Source organism: Trinickia symbiotica (assembly GCF_003028655.1).
Taxonomy (GTDB): domain Bacteria; phylum Pseudomonadota; class Gammaproteobacteria; order Burkholderiales; family Burkholderiaceae; genus Trinickia; species Trinickia symbiotica_A.
The window spans coordinates 490,658-505,179 of record NZ_PYUC01000001.1; the positions used below are offsets into that span (position 1 = coordinate 490,658).

The following is a 14,522-nucleotide window of genomic DNA, read 5'->3' on the forward strand; positions in this document are numbered from 1 at the left end:
GCTTCCGATGCGCTTTACGGGTTTTTCATCAATTTCTTTTTCCTAGAATGAGCCGATCCGAACGCACTGCCCGGCACGCCTCGCCGGCCAAGGAAAGGAGCCTATGTTCCGACTGATCGAGTCGAGCCGTCCCGAGATCGACACCGCTTGCCAGACTGGACGCATCGTTCAGCTCGACGGCGTTCGTGCCGTCGCCGTATTGGCCGTATTTCTCACGCACGCGCTCGGCGTTTCGCTCTGGATGGGCGTCGACTTGTTTTTTGTCTTGAGCGGCTTTCTGATCACCGGCATTCTGCTCGAGCGCAAAAAGCGCAAGCAATCCTATTTCGGTTATTTCTACGCACGCCGCGCGCGCCGCATCCTGCCGCCGTACGTCATGCTGCTCGTGCTGTCGTCGCTCCTCTTCGGCGTCGGATGGCTCACTCACTGGTGGTGGTACGCGTTTTTCGCGACGAACATCGGCTATGCGTTCGGCGAATCGGGGAATCCCGGCTTTGGCGTCCTATGGTCGCTCGCGATCGAGGAACAGTTCTATCTGGTGTGGCCGGTCATCGTCTGGTTCGTATCCGAGCGCAAGCTCGCCGTAGTCGCGGGAGCGGGCATCGTGATCGCTCCGGTGCTGCGCGCGGCCGCGACACCGTTTTTTGATTCCTTCTGGCCGATTTATTTCCTGACGCCCTTTCGCATGGATCTGCTATGCGCGGGCGCGCTGCTCGCGATTTTGTTGCGACGCCGGCCCGACTTGCCCGAACGCCTGTCGATCGTAGCGTGGGCGACGCTCGTCGGCACACTCGCCGTTCTCGCCTGGCTTCACCAGAACTTCGCGACGATCCGCGACGCCAACGAGCCGTTCTGGAATGCGGCGCTCTATACGCTGACGCTTCTCATGTCCACGGCGGTCGTTATGCTCGCGCTGCGAAAGCAAGGAGTCGTCGCGCGCGTGCTCTCGAACCCCGTTCTCGTCTACATCGGCACGATCAGCTACACGATTTATCTCGCGCACGTGAGCTTCATCGGTCTCGCCTGGCGCATGGACCTGGGGCGCTACGAAAGCGCGCTGGCGGCCGCCGCGGCCACGCTCGCCTATGCGAGCGCCAGCTGGTTTTTGATCGAAAAGCGCCTGGTACGTGGCCAGGCGCACCGCTCGCCTTTGCCTGTCGCGTTCGCTCGCGACTGAACTGAACGGCCATTTCCTCGAACGACTTGAAAGGGAAACATCATGCACGCGACCCACTCTGCGCACAAGGCGATCATCACCGGCATCACCGGGCAAGACGGCGCCTATCTCGCCCAATTCCTGCTCGAGCGCGGTTATCAAGTTGTCGGCACGTATCGGCGCACAAGCTCCGTCAATTTCTGGCGCATGGCCGAGCTCGGTATCGATCGCCATCCCAACCTCACGCTCGTCGAGCACGATCTGACCGATTTCGGCTCCACGGTGCGCCTCATCGAGTCAGCGCGGCCGCAGGAGCTCTACAATCTCGCCGCGCAAAGCTTCGTCGGAGTGTCGTTCGACCAACCGGTGACGACGGCGGAAGTCACCGGCGTCGGCGCACTGAATCTGCTCGAAGCAATCCGGATCGTCGATCGCGGCATTCGCTACTATCAGGCATCCACGTCGGAAATGTTCGGCAAGGTGCAAGCGATCCCGCAAACCGAAAGCACGCCGTTTTATCCACGCAGCCCGTACGGCGCCGCCAAGCTCTTTGCTCATTGGACGACGATCAACTATCGGGAGTCGTACGGCATCTTCGCCGCTTGCGGCATTCTGTTCAATCACGAATCGCCATTGCGTGGCCTCGAATTCGTGACGCGCAAGATCACCGACGCCGTCGCGCGCATCAAGCTCGGCAAGCTCGAGAAGCTCGAGCTCGGCAACCTCGACGCCAAGCGCGACTGGGGCTATGCGCGCGAGTATGTCGAAGGCATGTGGCGCATGTTGCAGGCGGACGAGCCCGACACCTATGTGCTCGCGACGCAGCGCACGGAAACCGTGCGGGACTTCGTCAGCATGGCATTCGAGGCGGCCGGCCATCGAATCGAATGGGCCGGCAAAGGTGAACGCGAGCGCGGGGTCGATATGAAAACGGGCGACCTGCTCGTCGAAGTCAACCCGCGCTTCTATCGTCCGGCCGAAGTCGATCTGCTGATCGGCTGCGCCGACAAAGCTCGCGACAAGCTCGGCTGGCGGCCGCACACCTCGCTCGAAGGCCTCTGCAAGATGATGGTCGAGGCAGACCTCGCACGCGTTGCGGCGTAGCGCGGTCCGCATCGGACCAACTGAAACGCCTCGATAGCTCAGTTGCCCCGCCATGGCGGTGCCGGCGTTCCGCTCGTCGCGGCGGTCGGCACCCATGCCGCAAACTCGTCGTCGAGCTCGCGAGGCAAGCGCTTCATGTACGCCCACACACGCTCAAAGGTGAGCGTTTTCGGGATCGACGGAAAGCAACCGCCTGCTCAGTGCGCCACGACCGCCATGCGTACGGGCGTTGCCGCGCAGCTCACTGCGCGCCGCACAGCGCGCGCTCATAGAGCGCAAGCACCGCGTCGGCATCGACGTCGACGCAGACATTGCAGGAAGGGCGGGCATCCCACGCGGGCGCCGCGCACGGCATGCCTTCGGGTTTCTGGATCGTCTGACCGGCGGCGATGCCCTCGGTCAGCACGCGCACCGGTCCCTTGCGTACCGTGAATAGCTCCGGAGCGAGCAGATACGCGACGGCCGACGCATCGTGGACGTAAATACCCTCGATATTCTCGGTATCCCGATGAAACGCTTCGTAATGCCGGGAAACGTCCCAGACGAAGCGCCCGGCAGCGCCGCCGCGATCGCGAATCGACGCGAGGTACGACGTCGACATGACGACTCGATGCGTCACGTCGAGACCGACGATGGTGAGCGGCCACGCCGCGCCGAACACGAGATCGGCCGCGTGAGGATCGCCGAACATATTCGCCTCGGCGGCCGGCGTGACGTTGCCATTCACACCGGCGATGCCGAATGCGCCGCCCATGACGATCACTTGCTTGACGAGCGGGACGATCGACGAATCCTCGGCAAGCGCGAGCGCGAGATTGGTGAGCGGCCCCACCGCGACGATCGTCACCTCGGACGGATGCGCACGCACGCTGTCGATGATGAACCGCGACGCGGCGCGCGCATCGGGCGATACGGCGCCGTCCTCGCTCGGGCCGATATTGCCGAGCCCATCGTCACCGTGAATCGCGGCGAGCGGCGTCGGCGCCTCACCCTCGAGCGGAGCGCCCGCCCCTCTCGCCACCGGCACGGTGGGAGCAAAACGCCCCGCCAGATAGCAAGCATTGCGCGTAGTCGTATCGATGGTCGCGTTACCGAATACGCTCGTGACGCCGATCAGTTCGATCTCGGGATGCAGCGTCTCGAGAACGAACGCCATCGCGTCGTCGACGCCGGGATCCGTGTCGTAGATGACTTTATGTAAGGCCATCGCGCCGGCTCGTCAAACGGTATGCTCGGGCGCCCAATTCGTCATTTCCGCGCACTTTCAGTCCTTGATCAGGAATTTCTCCGGGCGCTTGCCGAGCCACATCGGCCTGCGCCCGCGGCCGCTCCAGGTCTGCCCTGTCTGCGGGTTAAGGTATTTCGGCGCCGATTTCGCCGCTCTTGTCCCGCGCGAGCGCCTGTCCGAGAAGCCGAGCTCCTCGGCCGTAATCCCATATTCCGCGATCTGCTCCTTGATCTGGGCAATGGCCGTGGCCATTTCCTTTTCACGCGCGGCCGCCATCTGCGCCTGCACTTTCGCCAGTTGCTCCGTAAGTTGCCTGTATGTCGCCATAAAGCATTGCCTCCTAAGTGATTGCAAAAGGTATGGGTATGACCGGTGGCGCGAGCAAAAGTGCGGCCTAACGCGGCTTGCAGGCAAAAACGAGGCTGCGCGTGCCGTTATCCGTCGATTCCTTGACGATGTCGATGCCGCCTCCGCAGATACCGCGCGCATTGTCGGTGCACGCGGTGAGCGGGCCCTGCGCGGGACATTGGACGAGCGTCGTGGGGCGGCCGTCGCGCGTAAAGAGCGGCGAGCTTGCGCCGCAGCCGGCGAGAGCCGAGCAGAGCGCGGCGGCAAAAACGGCGCGCGAGGCCGCGCCTTCTCGGACAACGGAGCGAAGCGTGCGTGTCATCGAATGAATCCTTCATTCTTTTTCGAATGGCCGGAGTATGCCACGCTGCCGTCATCTTGTTACGGGGAAACCGGCATTTCGAGCCCGAAGCCGCCCAGCCCGTCCATCCCTGCCCGTGCCCGTCGCGGCGAGCGGAAGCCGCACGGGCGCAATGCCGGTAATTGACGCGTTATGGCACATGACACCGAATCCGCGAAGAATCATCTTGCAACGTCCATTTCGCTCGCCCGCCAGAGCGCGAGTGCCACGCGGCGCAAGCGTTCGGCGAGCAATAAATAAACCGACCACTTGCTCGAATAATAAAAGGAAGGGCTTGATTTCGAGACGCTCTTCGATTTGAATAGCAGAGGTTCCGCTCATCGCCGCGCATTGAGAGAGTGCGCGGCGACCGATTGGTATCGCCTGCCGGCGGGAAGCTTTTCCGAAAATTCCGCTTTCCTCGCAGAAAACGCCTCGGCAGACGGACTTCGGCGCGAGAACGCATAACTTTGACATTATCAAGCGGGCCTAAAAATGAGCGAAAAAAAGAAAGCGCTGATCGAGACCGCCACTCGATTATTTTCGAGGTTCGGCTTTCATGCGGTCGGAATCGATCGCATCATCGCCGAGTCGCGCGTGGCGAAGATGACGATGTATAAACACTTTCCGTCGAAAAGCAAGCTCGTCGTGGAGGTGCTCAACGAGCAAGGCGCCGCGCTCGCAGCGGGAATCGCCGCGGCGGCCGCGCCGCATTCGGATGCGCTCGACAAGCTTCACGCCGTTTTTCTCTGGCACGACGCCTGGTTCCGCTCGGAATCGTTTACCGGCAGCATCTTCATTCATGCGGCGGCTGAATTCCACGCCGAGGAGAATGAGATCCTCGCCGCTTCGGCTGCGCAACGTCGAGCATTCGCCCATGTGCTCGAACGCATACTTGGCGAAAGCTTCGATCACGAGGCCGCCGTCCGGCTCGCTCGCCGCTGTGCGCTGCTGCTCGATGGCGCCACGCTCGCGCGGCAGTTGAGCGGACGAGTGGACGCGGCCCGCGATGCCTGGGAGATGGCGCAGACGTTGATCGAGAACGAGCGTTTGCATTTGGCCTGAGCAGGCCGAACCGCCGGGCGCGAGCGGTTTCTATCCACTTCACGCCATGGCTGGGGTGAGTGATCGGAAGGCTTCGTCGTGCACCGTTGCATCTGCGTCGACGCCTGTTCGCGCACTTTAAAAAGCCACTGAAGCGCCGGCGGTTCGCGTTAAACTCATCGACAGGAAACGGGCGAATGCCGGCCGCACCGCCGCCGCTATGGGACGTGTGTGCTGGCGCGCACTGATAGTGCTCGCGCGCACTGAGAACCGTCGTGTGCGCTGACATGCTAGGCCCGTAAAATGGCTTCATTGACGACACGAGGAAACGTTCGATGCGCACCACCCGTTCTTCCGGGGCGATGACCCTGCTCACTGAAATCGAGGAAGCGAGCGGACGCGAAGTACGCTCGTTACGGCTCGAAGCGTCAGAAGACGGCAAAAGCATTCTTCTGATCGAAATCGACGAGCGCAAGCCCGGCATCCATCGAGAGGTACGCTATGAAATCACGGCGGCCGAACTGATCGCCGCGATCCGCGCGCATGGCGCGGAGCTCTCGGGCGAGCAGCATGCGCGCTGATGGGCAGCGCCCAGGCGCAATTCGCGCTCGTTAGTCGCGTCAGCTTCCAGCACGCCGGCGGCGCGTGCCACTTTCGCACGCCCGCCGCCGGCTCGATTCCCCTCTTTCAGAACACGTTCATCGGCACCGTCACGACGAGCCGATAGACCTGACTCGTCGGATCCGAGTAGTAGGCCGATCCGACATGCCACATCGCGAGAACCGTCACCTTCGTGTTCTTGAGCCGGCCGCTTTGCAGAACGTACGAAGGGATGAAACCGAACTCGTGATGTCGTCCATGCACCGGCTGACCGTTCCTGAAGTAAATCGAGCTGAACGCGGGGCCACCGGGCCCGTAGCGGTTCGCCGTGGACGACGCGTCGGCTCCCCATCCTTGCTGCGCCCAAACCATGGCGGAAAAGCCTGGGGCGCCCGCATACTTGCCGTCGAATGTATAGCGCAGTTGCAATGACTGCTCATGCGGCGCGTTGTAATCGACATCCATTGAGTTCGTCAGGTAGTCGCCGGCCGTTTCGTTCACATAATCGAAAAACTGGTCGCCGACAATTTTCTGATAGCCGACGAGCAATGCATGCGGGCCATGTTGCGCCGACAGCGCGAGGCTGTAAGCGTTGTTGTCGATCGGTCCTTGGCGCGCGGCGCCGGTATCGTGCGTCGAATAGAGATTGGCCGATCCGGTGAGCTTGATCGTATCGACGCGACCGATACTGTGCTGAATCGAAGCATAGTATTGCCGCCAGACGTCGTCGGCCTGGTCCGCGAAGAGCGACGCGGAGCCGCTCGAAGAATAGTCCCACGTGCCGCCCGCGTAGCTGACCCGCTTGAACCCGGTGCCTCCGTACGACGTGCTGAGTCCCATGAGGTTCGTGTGTCCACGCGCATCGACCTTCGTGAAGCTGCCTGCCTGCAACGTCAACGGAGCGATCTCGCGGCTCAGCATCGACGCGCCGAGAAACGCCGGCGGCAGCGCGCGATTGTCGTGCGGATCGAGGAACGGATTCGAAACGTTGTGCAGGCCATACTTGAACACGGTCTCGGAGAAGCGCGCCTTCACGTCGTAGGTGCCCGGATACGCCCATGCCAGACGATTCGACCCGCCGCCGTGCTTGCCGACGAAAACCATGTTGCCTGCGCCGTTGCCGCCGTCGAGCTTCAAGGCGCCGAAAAGCGATGCGTCGAACCCGAGACCGATGAGCCCTTTCGTGAATCCTGACTGGAACCGCGCCTGGACGCTGTCGACCCAAGCGTGTCGGTGGCTGCCGTCGTTGTCGTGGAAGTAGTCGGTGTAGTTGCGAAACTCCAGATCGAAATGGCTGTCGCCGATCAATCCTTTGCTGTTCCGCTGGCTTGTCGGAGATGGCGGCGCCGCGACCGGCGGCACCTGAATGACGTCAATGTTGGCCACGTCGGTGGGCGCCGGCACGGGTGGCGATGACGAGGCGGCGGCTCCGCTCGCGGAAGGCGCCGTTGCCGGGAGCGGAGCGAATCCGTCGGGCGCGGGCCGTTCGTCCGCATGAACGTAACCGGTACCCGCCACTACCAGGAGGGTCAGCGTCAATGCAAAAAGCCGCTTGGCCGCGGCAAGCGATGATGTGTCTCTCTTCATCCCAGTCTCTTGTTGTAGGCGTTCAACATGGCTTGCCGGCTCATGGCCGCAAGCGTCTTTACGCGCCCATCGAAAATGAAATGGACGAGCGCTTTCCTCGGCGCGACACACGTCGCGCCGAAAGAACCGGTCTTCGAATGGATTGCTGACGCCCTGCTATCGGCGCGCCTGGCGCGAAGCTAGCCGCGGGCCACGCGAACGCAGGCCACGCGTCTACATCGGTCGTCGAGCGTTTGAAGCGGCGGCACGCGCTGCGCGCAGGCCTCGATTGCCTCCGGACATCGCGTGCGGAAAACACAACCCGTGGGCGGCGCAAGCGGCGACGGCAAATCGCCCTGCAGCAAGAGACGGCCGCGATCGCGCTCGATTGCGGGATCGGGGATGGGAACTGCCGAGAGCAGCGCGCGCGTATAGGGATGTCTCGGCGCCCGATAAAGCGCCTCACTTTCGGCGACCTCCATCACGCGCCCCAGGTACATGACGAGCACGCGATGGCTGATCGACTTAACGACAGCGAGATCGTGCGCCACGAAAAGCATCGATAGCGAAAGCTCGCGTTGCAGATCGCGCAGCAGATTGACGACTTGCGCCTGAATCGACACGTCGAGCGCCGATACCGGTTCATCGCAGACGACGAGTTGCGGCTCGCCGACAAGCGCACGTGCAATCCCGATTCGCTGACATTGACCGCCCGAGAATTCGTGCGGATAGCGGCCGAGATAGTGGGCACTCAGACCTACGCGCTCGAGCATCGTCGCGACGCGCACGCGCACTTCGCCGCGACTCATATGAGGACGATGGACGAGGAGCGGCTCGGCAACGATTCGTTCGATCGTCATGCGCGGATCGAGCGACGCGAGCGGATCTTGAAAGATCGCCTGCACGCCCCGGCGCAACTGAGCGAGTGCCGGCTCGGGGCGGCGCCCACCGCGGACGGTTTCCATGCCGCGCCAGCGGATACTTCCGCCGGTCACCGGCGTGAGGCCGACGAGCGCGCGCGCAAGCGTCGACTTGCCGCAGCCCGACTCGCCGACGAGCCCGAGCGTCTCGCCGCGAGCGATATCGAACGAAACACCGTTGACGGCACGCAGCAACGCCGTGGGACGCCATGCCGCCCAGGCCTCGGAATGGCGCTTGACACGAAAGTGCACGTGCAAATCGCGGACCGACAATAGCGGATCGTTCACGCCAGTCCCTCCGCGACGACCGCCACCGGCCGATGACAAGCGCGCCAGGCCCGGCCGTCGTCCGCCCGGCGCTCCAACGGCGGGCGCCTGGTCAAGCAGCGCTCGGCGACATGGGGACAGCGCTTGGCGAATGCGCAACCGGCGATCGTTTCTCCCGGCAACGGCGGCTGCCCCGCAATCGTCGTGAGCGGGCGCCCACCCTCGTCGTCGAGTCGCGGCAAGGCGTTCATGAGACCGATCGTGTACGGATGAGTCGGTGCGGCGAAGAGCTCCGCCGCGCTCGCATGCTCCATGGTGCGGCCCGCGTACATGACCATGACTTCGTCGCTGAGCCCGGCCGCAACGCCCATGTCGTGCGTGATCAGAATCATCGCCGTGCCGTGCTCACGATTGAGCTCGCGCAGCAGCTCGACGATCTGCGCCTGGACCGTGACGTCGAGCGCTGTCGTCGGCTCGTCCGCGATCAAGAGACGAGGCTCGGTGATGAGCGCCATCGCAATCATGACACGCTGCCGCATCCCGCCCGAGAACTCGTGCGGATACATGTCGAGGCGCCCCGCCGCATCGGGCACATGCACGCGCTCTAGCGCTTCGGCGGCGCGTCTGCGCGCATCGCGGCGCGACATTCTCCGGTGCAGTATCAACGACTCGATCAGTTGCTGCCCGACGGTCAAAAACGGGTTCAACGACGTCATCGGATCCTGAAAGACGACGGCAATCCGATTGCCGCGCAACCGGTTCAGCGCCCGCTCGTCGAGCGTCAGCAGATCGCGCCCTTCGAAGCGTGCGACGCCGCTCACGCGGGCATGGCGCGCCGACAGGCCGATCAGCGATAACACGGTCTGGCTCTTTCCCGAGCCCGATTCTCCGACGATAGCGAGTACCCGGCCCGCATCGAGCGTGAACGAGACGTCATCCACGGCATCGATCGCCGGACCGTCGGCCCGCGAAAACCGTACGCTCAGATGTTCGATTTCCAACAGAGGCATATCAGGAGTCCTTAGTATCGAAGGCGTCGCGAAGACCGTCGCCGACAAAGTTGATGCAGTAGAGCGAGAGACAAAGCATCGAGGCCGGCGCGAGAAGCAGCCAGGGCATGGCCTCGAGCTTCTGGGCGCCGTCTTCGATCAGCACGCCCCAGCTCGTCATCGGCTCCTGCACGCCGAGCCCGAGGAACGAAAGCACGGACTCGGTCAGAACGACGCCGGGCACCATGACAGTGAGGTAGACGGCCACCACGCCCACGAGGTTGGGCACGATATGCCGCATGACGATCGACGATGGGGCTACGCCGATCGCCCGGGCGGCGTCGACGAACTCGCGCGTGCGCAAAGACAGCGTCTGGCCGCGTACCACGCGGGCCATGTCGAGCCAGGAGAAAGCGCTGATCGTCAGGACTACCAAATAAAACGCACGGCCGAAAAGCGTCATCATCAGGATCGCGATCAGCATGTATGGGATCGCGTACATCATGTCGACGATGCGCATCATGACCGCATCGACCCGGCCGCCGAAGTAGCCCGCGCAAGCGCCGTAGCCGACGCCGATTCCCCCGGCCACGAGCGTTCCGAGCAAGCCGATCTCGAGCGAAACGCGCCCGCCGACGAGCGTACGCACGAGCAAATCGCGGCCGAGTTCGTCGGTGCCGAACCAATGGCCGGAAGCGAGCGTCGGTGCGACGGCGATTGCCGCCCAGTCGCTCGCCGCCGGATCGCGTCCGAGGAGCGGCGGCCCCGCATAGCAGGCGAGGACGATCAACGTGAGGATCGCCAGACTGGCGAGCGCAGCCCGATTGCGGACGAACCGGCTCAGTGCTTGCCCAAGGGGACTGCGCGCGGTGGGGGCATGGAGCAAACCGTCATCGGTGTCTCGCGCGAGTGAGGTCGTAATAGCCATGATCCGTGATCAATATCGAATACGAGGGTCGAGCACCGCGTAGGCGAGATCGACGAGGAGGTTGAAGAGGACGGCCGCGACCGTGGTCAAGATGACGAGGCCGAGCATCAACGTGTAATCGCGGTTGATCGCCGCGTTGACGACAAGCTGACCCAGCCCCGGCAGCGAAAAGACCGACTCGGTCACGACGGCCGCCGTGATCGACGAAATGGCGATGGCGCCAAGCAGCGAGACCACGGGCAGCAACGCCGGCTTCAACGCATGACGCACGACGATTCGGCGAGTCGGGAGCCCCTTCGCGCGCGCCGTCAGAATGAAATTGCTCGAGAGGACTTCGATCATGCTCGCGCGCATGACGCGCGCGATCGTCGACAGGTTGATGACCGTCAGAAGTGCGATCGGCAGCACACGGTAGCGCCAGTCGCCGTCGCCCCATCCGCCGGCGGGCAGCCAGCCGTGCGCGCCGCCGCTCGTCTTCAACAGGATGGCGAAGACCCAGACGAAAAGCGGCCCGAGCACGAAAGGCGGCAGCACGTTACCGACGTTGCCGAGCAGCATGACCGTTCGGTCGATCACCCCGTTGCGGCGCACTGCCGCGATGACGCCGAGCGCCACGCCTAGTGCGAGCGCGAGAGGAATCGAGGCGCCGCCGACGCGCAGGCTGACGGGCAGTGCCTTGGCCACGAGGTCGTTGACGCTCCAGTCGACATAGCGAAACGACGGCCCGAGATCGCCGTGGGCGAGCGAGGATAGATAGAGCAGGTACTGCCGCCAAAGCGGCTCACGCAGATGATATTTCGCCTCGAGGTTGGCCTGCGCAGCCGCCGACAGGCCCTTCTCCGAATCGAACGGGCCGCCCGGCGTGAGGTGCAGCAGCAGGTAGCAGATCGTGATCACCGCGAGTACCGTCGGGATCGCCCAAAGCACTCGCCGCAACGTATACGCAAGCATCGCTGCCTCCGGCTCAGTGCCTGACGATGTAGAGGTCCTGCGAGGCCCGCATGTCCACGTAGTTCGTGGGCAGGTAGCCCCCCACATACGATTTCACGAGACGGTCGGCCGAATACTGGAAGAGCGGAATCAGCGGGTAGTCGCGCATCGCGAGCGCGTGAGCCTGCGTGAGCAGCTCGGTTCGGCGGCCATCGTCGAGTTGACGGTTCGCCTCGTCGACAAGCGCATCGACGCGGCGATTGCAGTACCGCTGATCGTTTTGCACGCCGCCGCACCGAAGCAGATCGAAAAAGGACATCGCGTCGTTGTAATCGACGAACCAGCCGTCGCGCGATGCCTGCAGCGTGCCTTCGTGACGTTCCTTCAGCAATACCTTGAACTCTACGTTCTCGAGTCTCGCATTCACGCCGAGCTTCGTATGCCACTGTGACGTCACGAATAGCGCCACCTTCTTGTTCAGATCGTTGGTGTTATAGGTGAGCGTGAACGAAAACGGCTTCGCAGCCGAATACCCGGCTTCGCGCATCAACGCTTGTGCGCGCTCGATGCGCTTTGGCATCGGCCAATCCGCCCATTCCGGACGGAATTGCAGGGCACCTTTCGTGCCCTTTGCAATGAGCCCGTATAGCGGCAGCTCGCCCGCTTGCAGCAGCTTCGACGTCAGAAGATCGCGGTCGATCACCATCGACAGCGCTTCACGCACGCGCTCATCCTTGAACGCCGGATCGTCGTTGTTCATGCTGTAGAAGTAGGTTGCGATTTGCAGCCCTCTGCGCAATTCGCCGCCGAATTGACGAGCGATCAGCTCATGGATGCCGGAAGGAATGCGATAGGTGTAGTCGACCTGACCCGCCTGATACATGCGCATCGCGGTCTGGTCGTCCTCGACGGGCAGGTACGTCACTTTGGAAATCACGACGTGATGTGCATTCCAGTACTTGTCGTTCTTCACGGCAACGAGCCGGTCGTTCGGCCGCCAGTCGGCAAGCAGATAGGCACCGTTTCCGACCAACGAGCCCGGGCGCGTCCAAAGGTCTCCGCCTTTCTCGACAGCTGCGCGCAAGACGGGCGCCATCGTCGCCATGGCCGTCAACTCCGGGAAGAACGCCGCGGGTATTTCGGTTTTCACCTCGAGCGTGTGACGATCGACGGCGCGCACGCCGAGACTCGAAGGCGGCACCTTCCCAGCGATGATTGCCTTGGCATTCTTGACGAATTCGACAAGGATCGTGTACTTCGAGCCGGTCTTCGGATCGACGACGCGCCGCCACGCGTAGACGAAATCGTCGGCGGTCACGGGCTGGCCGTTGCTCCATCGCGCGTCGTCGCGCAACTTGAAAACCCAGGTATCGGGCGCCGTGCGCGTCCAAGTCTGTGCGACGCCGGGGGCGACGTGGCCGGCCGCGTCGATGCGCGTCAACCCTTCGAAAAGGTCGAGGGCGATGGTATTCGCGCTCCATGATTCGACATGCGCGGGGTCGAGCGATTCGACTTCGGACGGCACTTGCCGGGTCAGTTCTTGAACGGGCGCAAGTTCGACGCCGGCCGGAATCTCAGCGGCGCGTGCAGCGCCGGGCACCCGTATCGACACCGATACGAGCACGGCCAACGCGGCCGCGAACAAGGAAAAACGCGAAGCTTTCATAAGCGATGAGCGGCGCAATGTGAAGGGAACTTGTGTTTGCCACGAAACCGTGACGGTTCGGTCGCGACAGCCCGCATCAAAGCACGCGGGCTTTGCCGTGTGCAGCTATCAACAATGAGGGGGTGCGTCGTTCGCGCGCGTCGGAGTGCCTCGCATCGCCCGGATCGAGGACGATCGGTGTGTGGACAAGTTCGCGAGTCGCGCCGCATAGCCATCGGCCAGCCGTCAAAGAATGACCACCGTCGCCGGTTTCAATTGGGTTTTTCGTATTTCTAAATGGGCGGAAAGCGCGATCAGCGCGGCGCGCCATGTTTTTGACGCCCCTGCTAGGGTAGTTCAGCGACGGCCTTGATCAAAATTCCGGAAACGTGAATCGCATCGTCTTGTTGCATAACTCACGCAGCCGGCGGATGCGGGCAGGGTATTGGCGCTCGTCGCAGAATCGCAGATGTAATAGCGGTCGTGTTTTAATGCGCGAGGCGTTTTCGTTATAAGAAACGGTTTCGAAAAGATCCAGAGGGGCTGTTAACTTTTTCAGCATCCTGTTAACCTTGGCCGTCGTGACAGACGGGTCAAGGAGATGGGTAAGCCAATCATTGATGACGAACTGTGGGCACTGATCGAACCACTGCTACCACCGCCAAAGCCGCGCCGTTTCAAGTATCCCGGTCGCAAGCCAGTAGCGGACCGCGCGGCATTGACGGGCATCCTATTTGTGCTGAAGACGGGCATTCGTTGGCGCGACTTGCCGTCCGAAATGGGATGTGGCTCCGGCGTAAGTTGCTGGCGCAGGCTGCGCGATTGGCAGCAAGCCGGTGTGTGGGATCGACTGCACGCAGTGCTATTAGCCAAACTGCGAGCAGCCGACAAGATCGACTTCTCACGCGTGGTCGTCGACTCTTCGTCGATTCGCGCGGTTGGGGCGGGCGAAAAACTGGCCCGAACCCCACCGATCGAGCGCGACCCGGTTCCAAGCACCACATCGCCACCGACGCCAACGGAACGCCGATCGCGGCAATCCTGACTGGCGCCAACAGCCACGATGTCACACAACTCATTCCGCTGGTTGAGGCCATCGTGCCGATTGGCGGCGTGCGTGGGCGGCCTCTGAGCCGCCCCGGCCGCGTCTACGCTGACCGTGGTTACGACTACGACAAACACCGGCGCATCCTTCACGAGCGCAACATCCCAACCAGCATTGCAAGGCGCGGCCACCCTCACGGTAGTGGCCTCGGAAAAGTCCGTTGGGTTGTCGAACGTACTCCTGCTTGGCTGCATCATTTCCGCCGTCTACGTATTCGTTTTGAACGTCGCGCCGACGTTCACGAAGCGTTCCTCAAACTCGGCTGTTGCTTGATCTGCTGGAATACCCTTCAGCGAGTTCAACAGTCTTTATGAAACCGTCTCTAAGTAAGGCGATTGGAAATTATCGGATG

General features: G+C 62.7%; 14 protein-coding genes. 5 read left to right on the forward strand and 9 right to left on the reverse strand.

The window, feature by feature from the left end; all coding sequences use genetic code 11:
- The first annotated feature begins 103 nt into the window (after window positions 1-103).
- Complete coding sequence (locus C9I57_RS02140; protein WP_107148980.1) at window positions 104-1,177, forward strand: acyltransferase family protein; 1,074 nt, start codon at window positions 104-106, stop codon at window positions 1,175-1,177.
- 42 nt (window positions 1,178-1,219) lie between these two features.
- Window positions 1,220-2,260 (forward strand): GDP-mannose 4,6-dehydratase, encoded by a 1,041-nt coding sequence (gene gmd, locus C9I57_RS02145; RefSeq protein ID WP_107148981.1) that lies wholly within the window; start codon window positions 1,220-1,222, stop codon window positions 2,258-2,260.
- Between the two features lie 241 nt (window positions 2,261-2,501).
- On the opposite strand, the gene C9I57_RS02150 is transcribed toward gmd, so the two are convergent.
- The 3 genes from C9I57_RS02150 to C9I57_RS02160 all read right to left on the reverse strand — a co-directional run bounded on the left by C9I57_RS02150 (window position 2,502) and on the right by C9I57_RS02160 (window position 4,158).
- A complete protein-coding gene (locus tag C9I57_RS02150; protein ID WP_107148982.1) occupies window positions 2,502-3,467 on the reverse strand; it encodes a nucleoside hydrolase in 966 nt (321 codons plus the stop codon).
- Between the two features lie 57 nt (window positions 3,468-3,524).
- The gene (locus tag C9I57_RS02155) at window positions 3,525-3,815 is read right to left on the reverse strand and encodes an H-NS histone family protein (protein ID WP_107148983.1); all 291 of its coding nucleotides are present in this window, start codon (window positions 3,813-3,815) and stop codon (window positions 3,525-3,527) included.
- A gap of 67 nt (window positions 3,816-3,882) precedes the next feature.
- Window positions 3,883-4,158 carry a hypothetical protein gene (locus C9I57_RS02160; protein ID WP_107148984.1) on the reverse strand — a complete coding sequence of 92 codons (276 nt, stop codon included), beginning with the start codon at window positions 4,156-4,158 and terminating at the stop codon, window positions 3,883-3,885.
- Between the two features lie 513 nt (window positions 4,159-4,671).
- Between C9I57_RS02160 and C9I57_RS02165 the strand changes: the two genes are divergently transcribed.
- The gene (locus C9I57_RS02165) at window positions 4,672-5,241 is read left to right on the forward strand and encodes a TetR/AcrR family transcriptional regulator (RefSeq protein ID WP_107148985.1); all 570 of its coding nucleotides are present in this window, start codon (window positions 4,672-4,674) and stop codon (window positions 5,239-5,241) included.
- Window positions 5,242-5,555: 314 nt separating this feature from the next.
- The gene (locus C9I57_RS02170) at window positions 5,556-5,801 is read left to right on the forward strand and encodes a hypothetical protein (RefSeq protein WP_026230355.1); all 246 of its coding nucleotides are present in this window, start codon (window positions 5,556-5,558) and stop codon (window positions 5,799-5,801) included.
- 106 nt (window positions 5,802-5,907) lie between these two features.
- Here the strand turns inward: C9I57_RS02170 and C9I57_RS02175 are convergent, their stop codons facing one another.
- The 6 genes from C9I57_RS02175 to C9I57_RS02200 form a co-directional block, all read right to left on the reverse strand.
- Window positions 5,908-7,407 (reverse strand): OprD family outer membrane porin, encoded by a 1,500-nt coding sequence (locus C9I57_RS02175; RefSeq protein WP_107148986.1) that lies wholly within the window; start codon window positions 7,405-7,407, stop codon window positions 5,908-5,910.
- Window positions 7,408-7,586: 179 nt separating this feature from the next.
- Entirely contained in the window at window positions 7,587-8,642 is a 1,056-nt protein-coding gene (locus C9I57_RS02180) for an ABC transporter ATP-binding protein (protein WP_107149251.1), read from the reverse strand.
- Window positions 8,591-9,583, reverse strand: a complete 993-nt coding sequence (locus tag C9I57_RS02185; protein ID WP_107148987.1) for an ABC transporter ATP-binding protein — start codon at window positions 9,581-9,583, stop codon at window positions 8,591-8,593. The genes C9I57_RS02180 and C9I57_RS02185 overlap by 52 nt, the downstream gene beginning before the upstream one ends.
- Window position 9,584: 1 nt before the next feature.
- Window positions 9,585-10,490, reverse strand: coding sequence for an ABC transporter permease (locus tag C9I57_RS02190; RefSeq protein ID WP_107148988.1), 906 nt, complete (start codon window positions 10,488-10,490; stop codon window positions 9,585-9,587).
- 9 nt (window positions 10,491-10,499) lie between these two features.
- Window positions 10,500-11,441: an ABC transporter permease subunit gene (locus C9I57_RS02195; RefSeq protein WP_107148989.1), complete on the reverse strand. Its 942-nt coding sequence runs from the start codon at window positions 11,439-11,441 to the stop codon at window positions 10,500-10,502.
- A 13-nt stretch (window positions 11,442-11,454) separates the two neighbouring features.
- On the reverse strand, window positions 11,455-13,086 hold the full coding sequence (locus C9I57_RS02200) for a peptide ABC transporter substrate-binding protein (RefSeq protein ID WP_107148990.1): 1,632 nt from the start codon (window positions 13,084-13,086) through the stop codon (window positions 11,455-11,457).
- A gap of 580 nt (window positions 13,087-13,666) precedes the next feature.
- Here C9I57_RS02200 and C9I57_RS02210 point away from each other — a divergent pair.
- Window positions 13,667-14,484 (forward strand): IS5 family transposase gene (locus C9I57_RS02210; protein ID WP_107148991.1). Its coding sequence is split into 2 segments (ribosomal slippage): window positions 13,667-14,015 and window positions 14,015-14,484, totalling 819 coding nucleotides; the frame shifts between segments, so codons are not numbered across the junction.
- The last annotated feature ends 38 nt before the right edge of the window (window positions 14,485-14,522 follow it).